Below are 14,587 nucleotides of genomic sequence, written 5' to 3'. Positions count from 1 at the left end.
TCGACCGTGACGGAATACTCACCTGCCCGACGGCGATGAAGCGACTACTTGGCCGGGGCAGGTCACAGGATCAAGCAGCGGCAGAATGGAGTACCGGTGTCGAAGCGAGCGCTGATCACGGGTGTCACGGGTCAGGACGGTACGTACTTGGCGGAGTACCTGCTTTCACAGGGGTACGAAGTCACCGGCCTGGTCAGGGGGCAGCAGAACCCCAAGCTCCACATCCTGCGGCGGGCGCTGCCTGAGCTCCGTGTCCTGGAGGGGGATCTGCTCGACCAGAGCAGCCTGGTCGCGGCTGTTGAATCCTCCCGCGCCGACGAGGTCTACAACCTGGGCGCCGTTTCGTATGTGCCCATATCGTGGCGCCAGCCGACGGCTTCTTCGGAGATCACCGGTTTGGGGACGTTGCGTCTTCTCGAAGCGGTGAGGATTGTTTCAGGTCTCCATGCCGACTCGCCGCGGGCTGCCGGGGACGAATACTCCGGGATAAAGCTCTACCAGGCGTCGACGTCTGAAATGTTCGGCAAAGTGTGCGAGTCACCGCAGAACGAGGAGACTCGCTTCCACCCTCGGAGCCCGTACGGAGTCTCGAAGGTCTACGCTCATTTCATGACTCAGAACTACCGTGAGTCGTACGGAATGTATGCCGCGTCCGGCATTCTGTTCAACCATGAGTCGCCACGCAGGGGAATCGAGTTCGTCACGCGGAAGGTGACCGTCGGTGTGGCACGTATCAAGCTGGGTATCGCAGAGAATTTGATCATGGGGAATCTGGACGCCTGTCGCGACTGGGGGTTCGCCGGTGACTACGTCCGGGCGATGCATGCGATGCTCCAACAACCCACCCCGACGGACTTCGTGATCGGGACGGGTGTCACACGGAGCATCAGGGATCTGCTGAAGTCTGCCTTCAGCGCCGTGGGGCTGGACTGGCGGCAGTATGTGCTCACCGACTCGAAATTGTATCGGCCGGCCGAGGTCGAACTCCTCTGCGCGGACCCCGCGAAGGCGCACGACGAACTGAACTGGAAGCCTGAGAAGTCTTTCGAAGAGATGATTCAGGACATGGTTGAAGTGGATATGCGACGGCTGGCGGGTGAAGCCCGGGGACTCGAACTCCTGGGATTCGGCGCCGAGGGAGGGCAGCGGCAATCCGTGAAGTGAGGAGTCGCCGGCCGCGAACGACTTTCCTGCCGTCCCTGACACGGGAGTTCTCGAAGTTCTCCGTGGTGGGCCTGGGCGGAGTCCTGGTCAATTTCGCGGTTTTCAATCTGGTTGTGTGGCTCTTCGAGACCGATCCGGTGAAGGCGAGCATCTTCGGGACGGTCTGCGCGATTTGGGTCAACTATCTCGGGTACCGTTTCTGGGTCTACCGGCGGAACAGGGAACGTTCTTCGTGGCGGGGCGAAGTCCTGCCCTACGGGGTACTCAGCGGTGTCGGGCTGGTGCTTGAGAACGGAATTCTGTACGCGGCCCACGATCTGCTGGGGTGGGACGGGCGACTGGAGGATAATCTGTTCAAGCTCCTCGGCCTGCTCGCCGCCGCGCTGTTTCGATTCTTCACCTATCGGACGTTTGTGTTCCGGCAGCGAGTCGGAAGTACGCCCTGACCATTCCAGCGGAGGTTCGTATGCCCGAGATCAGCACCGAGGAGTCCCGCACCCGACTGCTCTCCATCTGCGTCTTCGCCGGTGCGCGGAGCGGAGTCGCCTCCGGTGCGGTGGAAGCCGCACATGAACTGGGCGCGCTGCTGGGGAGGAGGGGCCATCATCTGATCTACGGCGCCGGGGGTGTCGGGGTCATGGGCGCTCTCGCACAGGCCGCGTCGAGGGCCGGGGCGTCCATAACCGGAGTGATTCCCCAGTTTCTGTGGGACATCGAGCGAGGTGACAGGGCGCCCGATCAGGAGTTCGTCATCACCTCGGACATGTTCACCCGGAAACGGGAAATGCTCGGCCGCGCCGATGCGTTCCTGGCGCTTCCCGGCGGATACGGGACCCTGGACGAAGTCTTCGACGTCATCTCCCACAACTGTCTGGGGACACCCAAGCCGCTCGTCCTCCTGGACGTCGACGGGTACTGGGGCGGGGTCGAGAAGATCGTCTCCGCCGCCGAGATGGCGGGCTTCGCTCCGCGGTCGTCCGAGCCGCTGTTCCATGTCACCTCCGACCTCGAGGCGTCCCTGGACCTCCTTGAACGGAAGTTCGCGTCCGCAGGCAGGATGTGACGGTGCGTCGGCGGTCGTACCGCCCTTGGCCGGTGTGGCATCGGTGCTCCGCCGGCGGGGGCCGTACCGTCCGGCCGTGTCAGCCGCTGTTCCAAGTGACGGCGGATGGTTGGGAGTTCGGCTCCCGGGTGGGTGGGCATGCGGGAAAGGCATGTATCCATGCAGGGCTATCTGGACGTCCTGAGGACCCGTGGCCTCCGTGTGCCGCTCCTCGCCACGGTGCTCGGCGCGCTCCCCATCGGCATGCTGGGCCTGGCCGTGCTGCTGTACGTGCGGCAGCTCACCGGCTCGTTCGCCGCCGGTGGCCTGGCGTCGGCGGCGTTCGGCCTCGGGAACGCCGCCGGGTTGACGGTGCAGGGCCGGCTCATCGACCGCCATGGCCAGGGGAGGATTCTCGCTCCTGTGGGCGCGGCCTGTGCCGCCTGGGGCGTTCTGCTGGTCGCGGTCGCGCCCGCCGCGGAGTGGCGAGGCTTCGCCGTCGCGGCGAGTGCCGGGATGGGGTCCTGTATTCCGGCGACCACCGGCAGTATGAGGGTCCTGCTGGCGGAGCTGGTCCGGGGAGCCGCGGCCCGCACGGCGGGGTACGCGCTGCTGGCCGTGCTGTTCCAACTGGCGCTGCTGGCCGGGCCGCTGATCACGTCTCTGCTGCTGATGACGACGGGACCGGGCATCGCGGTGGTGACCGGCGGCTTCCTGGCCGGGGGAGCGGGGCTGATCTTCTCCGCGACGGGCGCTTCCCGCGACTGGAGCCCTCGGCGGACCCCCTCCCCGCGTGACGGCCTGCGCGGGAACAGCGGCGGCCTCGCCGTCCTCCTGCTCATCGCGGCGGGGTCCGGACTCTCGATCGGCACGGTCGCCGTGGCCGCGCCGGCCGCCGCCCTGGAACTGGGCACCGCCGCGGACAGCGGCGTACTGATGGCGATGGTCTCGGCCGGAGAGATCCTCGCGGGGCTGGCCCTCGGAGCCCGCTCGTGGCACTGGCCACCGGCCCGGCTGCTGCTGACGGCTCTGGCGGGTTCGGCGGTGACGGCCGGTCTGGCGGCGTGGGCCGCGGGCAGTCTGACGCTGCTCGGCGCCGCCCTCTTCCTCGTCGGAACGTGCGCCGGCCCCTCCGCCATCATCTCCTCGGCACTGCTCGACACGCTCGCGTCGAGGGCCGCGCTGACCAGGTCGTACACGTTGATGGTGAGCGTGGGACTGGTGGGCGTCGCGCTCGGCAACGCGGTGGGCGGTGCCGTCACCGAGAGCTTCGGCCACGGGGCGGCATTCGCGTTCAGCGCCTGCTGGCTCGCCGTCCTGCTGGCCCTGGGAACACTCTTCCGTCGCGCTCTCGACGCCGCGCCGGACGCTCCGGAGAAGGAGAGGTCCGCCTGAAGAGCGGCTTCCTCCCGTACGGCCGGGAGCCCCCGGGCGGGATTCGGTCATCCGCGCCCGGGGGCTCCCGCCGGTGTGCCCGGGGGCGTCACCAGATGGACTCGACCCATTCGGGGTGGTCGATGAACGGGTTCCGGTTGTGCTGGAACTGGTCGAATATGACGTCGTTGCGGCGCTTCTCGAACGTGTCCGGCGGGTCCTCGTCGTTCCACTGCTTCAGTACGGACAGCCGTCCCATCGCGGGGGCCGAGCCGTTGTTGACGCTGTCGTTCGGTTCGAGGTCCGCGAAGGAGTCATTGCCCTCGTAGCGCACCGCCATGTAGAGGATCATGCGGGCGACATCGCCCTTGACCGCGTCACGCGGCTCGTACGAGTCGCTGTCGGTGAGGTTCCCGGGGGCGCCGCTGACCGGGCTGCCGCCGTTGTCGAAGTCCTTGTTGCCGCGGATCCCGTTGACCTGTACGTCCTCCGGGCGCAGATGGTGGACGTCGGTGCCGGGGCCCTGCGACGTACCGAAGTCGCCGTGGGACTGGGCCCATACGTGCTCGCGGTTCCAGTCGCCGACGTTGCCGCCGTTCTGCGACTTGGCGCGGGAGGCGCCGCTGTAGAGAAGGATGACGTTGGCGGAGTTGGCCGGGTCCTGGTCGGTGACCTTGAGCGCTTCCCAGACGGCGCTGTACGAGAGCTTCGTCTGGTCGCTGATGATGCCGTGCAGCGCGGTCTTGAGCGCGGGGCCGGTCTTGCCTGTCGCGCCCTGGTAGTACGTGTCGTCCAGTGCGGCGGTTCCGGTCGTGGCGGAGGCGCCCGCGCTGGTTCCCGGGACGGTCGCGGGGGGTGTGGCGGCCGGGGCGGCGGCCGCGCTGCCGACGAGCACCGCGGCGGCGGCGCCCAGAGCCAGCACCGGCCGCACGGCGGGATGGTGACGACGGGACATGTGGGGGTGTCCTCTCGTAAAGAGAGCACCGCGCGCACGGTCACGGGTGGGGCCGCGCACACGGTGATCTTGGCGACGTGACGTTTCCGCAGGAGCCTTCCACAGCACCTGTGACACTGGGGTGAATGCTCCGCGACCATCATGTGCAGGTCAAGAACCGTGCCCGCGCCGGGCGTTGAGCAGCCCCGTTCTGTGCTGCGCGTTCACATGGATGGGCTGAAAACACACTGCTGACAATTTTTGGTCCATACCAAGTGCTTGACGCGGCCCTTCGGGCTGCCTTGAATCAAGCATTGAAATAAGCGCCTCCGGCGCTTCGTCTCCTCGGCAGTACCTGTCATGCGCATGCCCCCCACGCAAAGCGATGTGATGACCGTGATCCCGTTCAAGCACTGGCAGCGCCGAACGGCGCTGTACGCCCTCGCACTTCTGTGCACCTCCGGAGCCGTGGCCGCCGTGCCCGCCGGAGCCAGCGCCGCGGCCGACCCCCACCCCGCCGCGGCACCCGCAGCGATCAAGTTCGCCGACGAGTTCGACGGTCCGGCCGGATCGGGCGTCGACGGAAGCAAGTGGCAGATCGAGACCGGCGACAACGTCAACAACCACGAGCGGCAGTACTACACGTCCGGCAACAACAACGCCCAGCTCGACGGGCAGGGCAATCTCGTCATCACCGCCCGCAAGGAGAACCCCGGCAACTACCAGTGCTGGTACGGCACGTGTGAGTACACCTCAGCCCGGCTGAACACCTCGGGCAAGTTCGACTCGGCATACGGCCGGGTCGAGGCCCGCATGAAGATCCCGCGCGGCCAGGGCATCTGGCCCGCGTTCTGGATGCTCGGCAGCAACATGGGCGAGGTCGGCTGGCCCAACAGCGGCGAGATCGACATCATGGAGAACGTCGGCTTCGAGCCGAACACCGTCCACGGCACGCTGCACGGCCCCGGCTACTCCGGCGAAGGCGGCATCGGCGCCGGCTACAGCCTGCCGAACGGCGAGGCGTTCGCGGACGACTTCCACACCTTCGCCGTCGACTGGGCGCCGGACTCCATCAAGTGGTCGGTGGACGGGCAGGTCTTCCAGACCCGTACGCCCGCCGACCTCGGTGGCCGCGAGTGGGTGTTCAACAAGCCGTTCTTCCTGATCCTCAACCTCGCGGTCGGCGGCTACTGGCCCGGCGACCCCGACGGCAGCACGGTCTTCCCGCAGCAACTCGTCGTCGACTACGTACGCGTCAGCGACTAGGACACCCGTCTGTTCACAGCTCCCAGTGCCGGACGGGCTCAGTGCTCCGTTCCCGGGCGCCGGACAGGGCTCTTGCCTGCCTGTCCGGCGCCCGGGGGCGAACCGGCCACCGGGCGGACCCGGTGAGCCGCCCCACCAGAAGTGGACGGTGACCACGCATGACCGCCTCGTTCAGGCCCTGGAAGCACCTCAGACCCCTCGCCCTGCTCGCCATGCCCCTCGTGGCCGTCGCCTCGACCATGACCGTGACGCCCGCGAACGCGGCCGTCTCCGCCGTCGGGACCATCACCGGTCTCGGCGGCAAGTGCGTGGACGTGGCCGGCGGCAGCACCGCCAACGGCGCGGCCGTACAGCTCTACGACTGCAACGGCAGCGCCGCCCAGCAGTGGGACGTCGCCTCCGACGGCACGATCCGGGCCCTCGGCAAGTGTCTCGACGTCAAGGACGCCGGGACCGCGAACGGCTCGGTGCTCCAGCTCTGGTCGTGCACGGGCGCCGCCAACCAGAAGTGGACCGTCTCGGCGGCCCGCGACATCGTCAACCCCCAGGCGGACAAGTGCCTGGACGCCACCGGCAACAGCTCGGCCAACGGCACCCGGCTCCAGCTCTGGACCTGCACCGGCGCCGCCAACCAGAAGTGGACCGCGCCCTCCGGCGGCGGCAACCCCGATCCCGGTGGCGCCCCCATGGCCGTCGCGCCGTACATCTACAACGGCTGGGGCAGCCCGCCCAGCCCCACCACCGTCCAGAACGCCACCGGAGTCAAGTGGTTCACGCTGGCGTTCGTCCTCAGCAACGGCTACTGCAACCCCCAGTGGGACGGCAGCCGGCCGCTGACCGGTGGAGTGGACCAGCAGACCGTCAACACCGTGCGCGCGGGCGGCGGGGACGTCATCCCGTCCTTCGGCGGCTGGAGCGGCAACAAGCTGGAGAGCTCCTGCGGCAGCGCGGGCGAGCTGGCCGCCGCGTACCAGAAGGTCATCAACGCGTACGGCCTGAAGGCCATCGACATCGACATCGAGGCCGCCGCCTACGACAGCCCCACCGTCCAGCAGCGCACCGTGGACGCGCTCAGGACGATCCGGGCCAACAACCCCGGCATCAAGATCTACATCACCTTCGGCACCGGCCAGAACGGCCCCGACACCAGCCTGATCAACCGCGCGGCCTCCTCCGGCCTCACGGTCGACAGCTGGACGATCATGCCGTTCAACTTCGGCGGCAACGGCCAGAACATGGGCACGCTCTCCGTCCGCGCGGCGGAGGGGCTGAAGACCGCTGTCAAGAACGCCTACGGCTACGGCGACGACGAGGCGTACCGCAAGACCGGCATCTCCTCGATGAACGGTGTCACCGATGTCGGCGAGACCATCACCGTCGCCGACTTCCGCACGATCCTCGCCTACGCGCAGCAGCGTCACCTCGCCCGGCTGACCTTCTGGTCGGTCAACCGTGACCGGCCCTGCACCGGCGGCGGGGCCGACACCTGCTCGGGCGTGAGCCAGTCGGCGTGGGACTTCACCCGCGTACTGGCGCAGTACCGGGGCTGACCCGGCCGCGCCCGCCGAACCGCCCCGGACACCGTTCCCCCGACGGTGTCCGGGGCGGTTCGCTCTGGCGGTTCGTTATGACGGACCCTCTCAGCGCGCCGGTTCCACTTCCAGGAAGCGTCGTCGGCGGGGGCCGCGGTAGAGCAGCGACTCCCAGCCCAGCGGGGTCAGGGCGGCCGCGCAGACGGTCAGCCGGCGTTCCTCGTCCTGAGCGGCGCCGCCGCCGGGCGGGCCGAGCCACTCCACCCGTACGGTTCCCGGCCGTGTCCCCGCGACGGCACGGAATCCCGTGACCGTACGCCGGCCCTCGCCGTCGACCGCGGAGGGCGTGAGACCCGCCGCCTCCAGGGCCAGGGCGACGGCGCGCACCGGCTGGTTCAGCTCCCAGGCGGCGGGCACGGCGACGGGATCGGGTGCGGCGGTGTTGGTGAGACGGCGGATCTGCAACAGACCGCCGAAGGCGACCCGGACCTCGGCGGCGCGGACTTCCGGGGTGTCTGCCGACGGCGGACCGTCACCGGTCGCCGCGGCGAAACCGCCCGGCCGCTCCGAGCCCTCCTCAGCCGTCATGTCCGAACAGTAAAGGAGCCCCGACCGGACGGGGGAGACCGGTCGGGGCCGAATACGCGGAGTGCGGACGGCGGTCGCCTCACGGCGGCAGGCTCCACAGGGCTTCAGCCGAACGATCTTCCCTGCGGGCACTTCTGGATGAGCCCGGGGACACTGTTCCGCCCACACCCACACCTCTCTCAACGGGCACCGCTCGTCGAATGTTCCCGCCGTCCGCCGACCGGCCCGGTTCCGGCCGCGGGGCCACTGTCAGTGCCGGGTGGTAGACCGGAACCAGCCCGGCAGTCCGGCTGCCCGGCATCCGGCCGTCCTCAGGAGGAGACCCGATGAACGCGACCTCGACCCCGACACCGCACCCGACCGGCAGGCTGCTGCGCACGCCCGGTGGAGTCGACCTCGTCCTCACGCGCGCCTTCCCCCTCCCGGTCGAGGAGATCTGGGCGGCTGTCACCGATCCGGCGCGCACGGCGCTGTGGTTCGGCCCGTGGGAGGGCGACGGCTCCCCCGGCGCCACGGTGCGTGTCCGGTTGGTCTTCGAGGAGGGGGACCCCTGGGCCGAGTTCCGCGTCGAGGCGTGCGAGGCACCGCACCGCCTCGTGGTCTCGTCGGTCGACGAGGCGGGCAGCTGGAATCTCGAACTGGGGCTGTCGGCGACATCCTCGGGGCCCGGCGAGGGCGGTACGGAGCTTCGCCTCGTCCAGCACCGCGACACGGAGTCCGGTCTCGGTGAGATCGGACCGGGCTGGGAGTACTACCTGGACATGCTCCGCGCCTCGCTGGACGGCACCCCCCGGCCCGTGTTCGAGGAGTACTACCCGGCGCAGAAGGCCTACTTCGAGGGGCTGACGGCCGAGTAGCCGGTCGGAGGCCGCCCCGCCTCCGACTCCCGGCCGCCCCGGCCGCGACCCGGGACGCCTCGCTGACGACCGTCGCGGCCGGGGCGAGCACGGCCTCGTCATGACCGTCGGGGCGGTCGGCGCCCGATCGTGTGCACGCCGCTCGCCCCCGGGTGTTTCTAGGACATGGTCCGTCCTAGAAGCTGCCTACGTTGGGGTCCTCCCGCCGGAGCCCCGGTGAAGGAAGCGAAGGAGCACACCATGAGCGAGCTGAGCGGCAACCAGCCCGAAGGCACCCCCACGTGGATCGACCTCAGGACCCCCGACCGGGACGGCGCGCTCGCCTTCTACCGGGAACTCTTCGGCTGGGAGTACGAGCCGTACCCCACCGGCGAGGACGAGGGCACCGTCTGTCTGCTGCGGGGGCGGCCGGTCGCCGGGATCGTCCCTGATCCGGAGCGCGCCGCCGCGGTGTGGACCATGTACTTCGCCACCGACGACTGCGACGGCACCGCCAGGCGCGCGACGGAGACGGGCGGACGGCTGATCGAGCCCCCCACGGATCTGGCCGACCACGCCCGTACGGCCGTCGTGACGGACTCCGTCGGCGCCCGGTTCGGTCTGTGGCAGGGCCGCACCCGGCTCGGCAGCGAGATCGTGAACGAGCCCGACTCACTGGTCCGCAACGACCTCATCACCCCCGACCCGGGACCGGCCCGCGCTTTCTACACGGAGCTGTTCGGCTTCACGCTGGACGGCAACGACGAGGTGCCCGACCTCGACTTCACCTTCCTGCGCCGCCCCGACGGGCACGAGATCGGCGGGATCATCGGCAGCTCCGACGTTCCCGTGTCCGCCTGGGGGACCCTGTTCGCCGTGTCCGACACCGACGCGGTCGCACGGCGCGCGGCGGCCTCCGGGGGCCTGTCCACCGAGCCCGAGGACACCCCGTACGCGCGCATGGCCACCGTCACCGACCCCTCGGGCGCGGTCTTCTCGGTGGGTACGGCTCCGTAGCCGGGCCGGCACGGGGCCATCCGGCGGAGCACCGATGAGTCGCGGGCCCGCCACCGGTCACCAAGGGGGAACATTCACGGCCCGGGGCCCCCTTCGCGGGGCCGCGCGGTCACCATCCGGAGGAAACACATGCCTGCCACCATCCAGTCCTTGGTCATCACCCCCGAGATCGACCGCCTGCTGGCGTTCTACCGGGGACTGCTCGGCGCGGTGGAGACGTCGCGCACCCCCGAGGAAGGCCCTGTCTTCTTCATCAACCTGCGGGTGGGCGACTCCGATCTCGGACTCGTGTCGGACAGGGACGTCGAACTCGGCACGGTACAGCGGATGCTGCTCAGCGTCGACGTCGCCGATGTGAACGACCTGGTGGGGCATGTCGAGGAGCTGGGCGGGCAGGTGCTCGGGCCCGCCAACGACATGCCGTGGGGCCAGCGGGTCGCCCACATCAAGGACCCGGACGGGAACACCATCAACCTCACGCAACAGATCTGAGATCGGGTCCCGCCGTCCCCGTCCGCCCCGCTCGGCCTCGTCACGAGGCCCGACGTAGCATCGTGCCCATGGAGAATCGCGTACTGGGCAGGACGGGCCGTGAGGCCTCCGTCGTGGGACTGGGCACCTGGCAGCTCGGGGCCGACTGGGGTGATGTCACGGAGGCCGACGCCTTCGCCGTCCTCGACGCGGCACTCGACGCGGGGGTGACCTTCTTCGACACGGCGGACGTCTACGGCGACGGCCGCAGCGAACAGCTCATCGGCCGGTTCCTGAAGGACCGCCCCGCCGCCGAGGTGTTCGTCGCGACGAAGATGGGCCGCCGGGCCGAACAGCGGCCCGAGAACTACAGCCTGGACAACTTCCGCGCCTGGACCGACCGTTCACGCGCCAATCTCGGCGTGGACACCCTCGACCTGGTGCAACTGCACTGTCCGCCGACCGCCGTCTACTCCTCGGACGCCGTCTTCGACGCGCTCGACACCCTGGTCGCCGAGAAGCGCACGGCGGCCTACGCCGTGAGCGTGGAGACCTGCGCGGAGGCGCTGGCCGCCATCGCCAGGCCGGGCGTCGCCTCCGTGCAGATCATTCTCAACCCCTTCCGGCTCAAGCCCCTCGAAGAGGTGCTGCCCGCCGCCCGGGAGGCCGGGGTCGGCATCGTCGCCCGTGTCCCGCTCGCCTCCGGTCTGCTGTCGGGCAGGTACACGAAGGACACGGTCTTCGCCGCCGACGACCACCGCAGTTTCAACCGGCACGGCGAGGCGTTCGACCAGGGCGAGACGTTCTCCGGCATCGACTACGCGACGGGAATCGCGGCGGCGGTCGAATTCTCCGGACTGGCCCCCGAGGGCGCCACGCCGGCCCAGACCGCGCTGCGCTGGATCATCCAGCAGCCCGGCGTCAGCAGCGTCATTCCCGGTGCCCGCTCCGTCGAGCAGGTACGGGCCAACGCCGCGGCGGCCTCCCTCCCGCCGCTGTCCGGGGCCACGCTCGACGCCGTGAGCGACCTGTACGACCGCCGTGTCCGAGCGGAGATCCACCACCGCTGGTAATGATGACGGGACAGAACCCCGTACTTCGTACGAAGGAGACATCCCGTGGCCCTGAACATCGAAGAGCGCGAGCGGTTCCTCGCCGAGCCGCACGTCGCGGCCCTCGCCGTCGACTCCGGCGCCGTGGACCGGGCACCGCTCGTCGTCCCCATCTGGTACCAGTACGCGCCCGGCGGCGACCTCTGGATCCTGACGGGTGCCGAGTCCCGCAAGGACAAGCTGATCAGGGCCGCGGGGCGGTTCTCGCTGCTGGTCGAGCGGGTGAGGCCGACCGTGCGGTACGTCTCCGTCGAGGGCCCGGTGGCGGAACGGACCGAGGGCACCCACGACCACCTCGTGGAGCTGGCCACCCGCTATCTGCCCGCCGGCAAGGTCGAGAGCTATGTCGCCATGGCGAGCGGTGAACACGGCGAACAGGTCGTCATCCGGATGCGGCCCCAGCGGTGGGTGTCGAGTGACCTCGGCGGGCTCTGAGCCGGAGCCGCGGAAAAAGCCCGGAAGTTCGAACCACTGAGCTATTAGCGTGCCCCCATGGAGAAGACACTGACGGGCGCCCTGGTGGTGCTGCGCCCCGCCGTCCCCGACGACATCCCCGCCCTCGCCGCCATCCGCGCCACGCCCGAGGTCCACGCGACGTGGCGCGGCGGGGACGACCTGCTCGCGGCCGTGACCGAGGATCTCGACGAGCCCGGCACTGTCTCACTGGTGATCGAACTGGACGGCGCCACGGTCGGCGCCGTCCAGTGGGGCGCCGAGGAGGACCCCGACTACCGGCACGCGAGCATCGACATCTACGTCGCCCCCGCCGTGCACGGCCGGGGCGTCGGCACCGACGCCGTGCGTACCCTGGCCAGGCATCTGATCGAGGACCTCGGCCACCACCGCGTGGTGATCGATCCCGCCGCCGGCAACGCCGCCGCGATCAGGTGCTACACCAAGGCCGGCTTCCGGCCCGTCGGGATCATGCGTGACTACGAGCGCGGCTCCGACGGGACCTGGCACGACGGACTGCTGATGGACCTCCTCGCCGCCGACCTCACGGACTGAGCCGGCAGCCGGAGTTCCGCAGCGTGACGCCTCCCCCGGAACGCGGCTCCACGTCGTGCGGACGCCGCCCGCCACGACTGGAGCTGCCGGCGGGGGACTGGGCGAGCACGGCGATCCATCCGCGGCGCGTCTCCTCCTGACGCTTCATCGGGCGCCGGCCCGCGGATCGTTTCCCCCGCCGCGCGGTGCCCGCGCGGTCACCGCCGGGCCCGGATCCGGCTCCCGGTGAGTTCCCTCGTATCGGGGGTTGCCTGTTTCAGGCCACGCCGAGCGGCAACACGAACGTCATGACTGCAGACAGCGAAGCGATCAAGACCCTGAACGGCAAGGCCGCGAAGGTCGGTGCGAGCACGAGGTCGGCAGCCGCCACGGCACGTCGCGCCACCGGCTCCGTCGCCGACCGCGCCAAGGAGAACTCGGCCGGGGCGGCAGCCAAGGCCAAGTCCTCCGCGCGGGCCGCCACCGCCGGCCTGGAGACCGGCCGGCAAGCCGTCATGTCGAAGGCGGGCAAGGCCGCGTCCACGGCCACCACCGCGTGGACCGTCGTCAAACACCGCAAGGCCGTGGCGGCGGGAGCCGCCGCCGGAGTCATCGGTTTGGTCGGCGGTGCCTTCGCCCTCGGCCGCAGGACGGCCACGGCGGGGCACGGCCCTCTCACCCGTCTCACCGGCGGGCGGATCTGACAGCGCGCCGACAGCACCACCCCGGAGGGCCGACGGACTGCCGTCGCCCCTCCGCGCGTCCGCCGCGATCGCGTCCGTCGTGGTGTTCGGCCGGGTCCGGGGGGCGTACGGCGCCGCCCGGCCGGCGGCCCGACGGCTCAGGGCCTGCGCGCGACCACCATGCGGCAGCGGGGGGCGCCGTCCGGCAGCCGCCCCAGACCGTCGAGCGCCGTGAGACCCACCTCGAAGCCCGTACGGGTCAGCTCGTCCACCACCTCGTGGAGCCGGAACGTCCGGTAGTACATGACGAAGGGCGGACGCCACACGGCGTTGCGCGCCCGCATCGCCGCGTCGAAACCCCAGAGCGTCCAGTACAGCGGTGACCCGACGCGCGGCGGCGCGGGCACCGGGAAGGCGAAAACACCGCCCGGCCGCAGGACTTCACGCACCTGGGTGAAGAGACCGGGCCGCTCCGACGGCAGGAAGTGGCCGAACGCCCCGAAGCTCACCGCCAGGTCGAACGAGGCGCGGAAGGGAAGGGCGCGGGCGTCCGCCCGTACGAAATCGACGCGGGGCCCGCCGGGACCGGTGGCCGGCCCACCCGAACCGCCCCCGCCCGTACCGTCCTTCGGCAGTACGGCGGCCCTGGCGGTGGCGAGCATGCCCGCGCTGAAGTCGACCCCCGTGACCTGCTCGGCGCACACCTCCCGCAGGACGTCCACACCGGCTCCGGTGCCGCAGCAGATGTCCAGACCGGCCCGGAAGGGGCCGAGCGGCGCCAGCGCGTCGGCCACGGCGTGCAGCACCGTGTCCGGCGTACGGAACGGGGTCAGGTCGAACTTCGGGGCGAGCAGGTCGTAGCCGCGCTCGGTCGACGAGAGCGCCTGCACGGTCAGTTCGCGGAGGGTCGGGCCCTGTGGGGTGAACATCACCGGTCAGCCTACCGAGAGTTCCGACACGCGACACGGGAAGGGACATTCGCGGACGCTTCCCTCTCCCGGGGGACATAATGCGGCACGCGGCACGCCGTCACTGCACTGTGCGGGTGTTGTCGGACGTCACGCTTGATCGTTTCTGTGGTCTCGGAGCGAGGAGACGTGTAGCGTCGGTTTCAGCTGTCGTGGTTCCGAAGTACTTTGTCGCCCGTGATCACAGTCGCGGGCGATTCGGCTGTTCAACGTCTCTGAGGACCAGGGCGATCACCTCCGGTTCCCGCACGGTGCGGGGACCGTTATGAGTCCTTTGGAGGACACATGGCCAGCGGTACCGTCAAGTGGTTCAACTCGGAAAAAGGCTTCGGATTCATCGAGCAGGACGGTGGAGGCCCCGACGTCTTCGCCCACTACTCCAACATCGCCACCCAGGGCTTCCGTGAGCTCCAGGAGGGCCAGAAGGTGACCTTCGAGGTCACGCAGGGTCAGAAGGGCCCCCAGGCGGAGAACATCGTCCCCGCCTGAGGACCGCCCCACCCGGGACACCATGTGTTCCGGCGGGGGGGGGGGGGGGGGGGGGGGGGGGGGGGGGGGGGGGGGGGGGGGGGGGGGGGGGGGGGGGGGGGGGGGGGGGGGGGGGGGGGGGGGG

General features: G+C 70.0%; 17 protein-coding genes. 14 read left to right on the top strand and 3 right to left on the bottom strand.

Annotated features, from left to right (window positions below; translation table 11 throughout):
- Positions 1-96 precede the first annotated feature (96 nt).
- The 4 genes from ACZ61E_RS04905 to ACZ61E_RS04890 all read left to right on the top strand — a co-directional run bounded on the left by ACZ61E_RS04905 (position 97) and on the right by ACZ61E_RS04890 (position 3,601).
- Entirely contained in the window at positions 97-1,164 is a 1,068-nt protein-coding gene (locus tag ACZ61E_RS04905) for a GDP-mannose 4,6-dehydratase (protein WP_469697601.1), read from the top strand.
- A 65-nt stretch (positions 1,165-1,229) separates the two neighbouring features.
- Complete coding sequence (locus ACZ61E_RS04900) at positions 1,230-1,610, top strand: GtrA family protein (protein ID WP_469697600.1); 381 nt, start codon at positions 1,230-1,232, stop codon at positions 1,608-1,610.
- 20 nt (positions 1,611-1,630) lie between these two features.
- Positions 1,631-2,227 carry an LOG family protein gene (locus tag ACZ61E_RS04895; RefSeq protein ID WP_469697599.1) on the top strand — a complete coding sequence of 199 codons (597 nt, stop codon included), beginning with the start codon at positions 1,631-1,633 and terminating at the stop codon, positions 2,225-2,227.
- 159 nt (positions 2,228-2,386) lie between these two features.
- Positions 2,387-3,601 (top strand): MFS transporter, encoded by a 1,215-nt coding sequence (locus tag ACZ61E_RS04890; protein WP_469697598.1) that lies wholly within the window; start codon positions 2,387-2,389, stop codon positions 3,599-3,601.
- A gap of 88 nt (positions 3,602-3,689) precedes the next feature.
- Here the strand turns inward: ACZ61E_RS04890 and ACZ61E_RS04885 are convergent, their stop codons facing one another.
- Positions 3,690-4,535 (bottom strand): endonuclease I family protein, encoded by an 846-nt coding sequence (locus ACZ61E_RS04885; RefSeq protein ID WP_469697597.1) that lies wholly within the window; start codon positions 4,533-4,535, stop codon positions 3,690-3,692.
- A 339-nt stretch (positions 4,536-4,874) separates the two neighbouring features.
- Between ACZ61E_RS04885 and ACZ61E_RS04880 the strand changes: the two genes are divergently transcribed.
- Both ACZ61E_RS04880 and ACZ61E_RS04875 read left to right on the top strand, forming a co-directional pair.
- The gene (locus tag ACZ61E_RS04880) at positions 4,875-5,780 is read left to right on the top strand and encodes a glycoside hydrolase family 16 protein (RefSeq protein WP_469697596.1); all 906 of its coding nucleotides are present in this window, start codon (positions 4,875-4,877) and stop codon (positions 5,778-5,780) included.
- Positions 5,781-5,992: 212 nt separating this feature from the next.
- Positions 5,993-7,330, top strand: a complete 1,338-nt coding sequence (locus ACZ61E_RS04875; RefSeq protein WP_469697960.1) for a ricin-type beta-trefoil lectin domain protein — start codon at positions 5,993-5,995, stop codon at positions 7,328-7,330.
- Positions 7,331-7,420: 90 nt separating this feature from the next.
- Here the strand turns inward: ACZ61E_RS04875 and ACZ61E_RS04870 are convergent, their stop codons facing one another.
- Positions 7,421-7,900 (bottom strand): hypothetical protein, encoded by a 480-nt coding sequence (locus tag ACZ61E_RS04870; protein WP_469697595.1) that lies wholly within the window; start codon positions 7,898-7,900, stop codon positions 7,421-7,423.
- A 326-nt stretch (positions 7,901-8,226) separates the two neighbouring features.
- Here ACZ61E_RS04870 and ACZ61E_RS04865 point away from each other — a divergent pair, with 326 nt between their 5' ends.
- From ACZ61E_RS04865 to ACZ61E_RS04835, 7 genes are all read left to right on the top strand, one after another.
- Complete coding sequence (locus ACZ61E_RS04865) at positions 8,227-8,757, top strand: SRPBCC family protein (protein WP_469697594.1); 531 nt, start codon at positions 8,227-8,229, stop codon at positions 8,755-8,757.
- Between the two features lie 240 nt (positions 8,758-8,997).
- A complete protein-coding gene (locus ACZ61E_RS04860) occupies positions 8,998-9,753 on the top strand; it encodes a VOC family protein (RefSeq protein WP_469697593.1) in 756 nt (251 codons plus the stop codon).
- 129 nt (positions 9,754-9,882) lie between these two features.
- A complete protein-coding gene (locus ACZ61E_RS04855) occupies positions 9,883-10,245 on the top strand; it encodes a VOC family protein (protein ID WP_469697592.1) in 363 nt (120 codons plus the stop codon).
- A 68-nt stretch (positions 10,246-10,313) separates the two neighbouring features.
- Positions 10,314-11,297 carry an aldo/keto reductase gene (locus ACZ61E_RS04850; RefSeq protein ID WP_469697591.1) on the top strand — a complete coding sequence of 328 codons (984 nt, stop codon included), beginning with the start codon at positions 10,314-10,316 and terminating at the stop codon, positions 11,295-11,297.
- Between the two features lie 45 nt (positions 11,298-11,342).
- Positions 11,343-11,771 (top strand): pyridoxamine 5'-phosphate oxidase family protein, encoded by a 429-nt coding sequence (locus tag ACZ61E_RS04845; RefSeq protein WP_469697590.1) that lies wholly within the window; start codon positions 11,343-11,345, stop codon positions 11,769-11,771.
- A gap of 57 nt (positions 11,772-11,828) precedes the next feature.
- Positions 11,829-12,344 carry a GNAT family N-acetyltransferase gene (locus tag ACZ61E_RS04840; RefSeq protein ID WP_469697589.1) on the top strand — a complete coding sequence of 172 codons (516 nt, stop codon included), beginning with the start codon at positions 11,829-11,831 and terminating at the stop codon, positions 12,342-12,344.
- Positions 12,345-12,631: 287 nt separating this feature from the next.
- Positions 12,632-13,027, top strand: a complete 396-nt coding sequence (locus ACZ61E_RS04835; protein WP_469697588.1) for a hypothetical protein — start codon at positions 12,632-12,634, stop codon at positions 13,025-13,027.
- Positions 13,028-13,164: 137 nt separating this feature from the next.
- On the opposite strand, the gene ACZ61E_RS04830 is transcribed toward ACZ61E_RS04835, so the two are convergent.
- Positions 13,165-13,935, bottom strand: a complete 771-nt coding sequence (locus ACZ61E_RS04830) for a class I SAM-dependent methyltransferase (RefSeq protein ID WP_469697587.1) — start codon at positions 13,933-13,935, stop codon at positions 13,165-13,167.
- Positions 13,936-14,259: 324 nt separating this feature from the next.
- Here ACZ61E_RS04830 and ACZ61E_RS04825 point away from each other — a divergent pair, with 324 nt between their 5' ends.
- A complete protein-coding gene (locus tag ACZ61E_RS04825; protein ID WP_023543681.1) occupies positions 14,260-14,463 on the top strand; it encodes a cold-shock protein in 204 nt (67 codons plus the stop codon).
- Positions 14,464-14,587: the final 124 nt, after the last annotated feature.

It is taken from the genome of Streptomyces sp. NPDC104581 (assembly GCF_055583685.1).
This window is presented reverse-complemented; position numbering and strand designations above follow the sequence as displayed.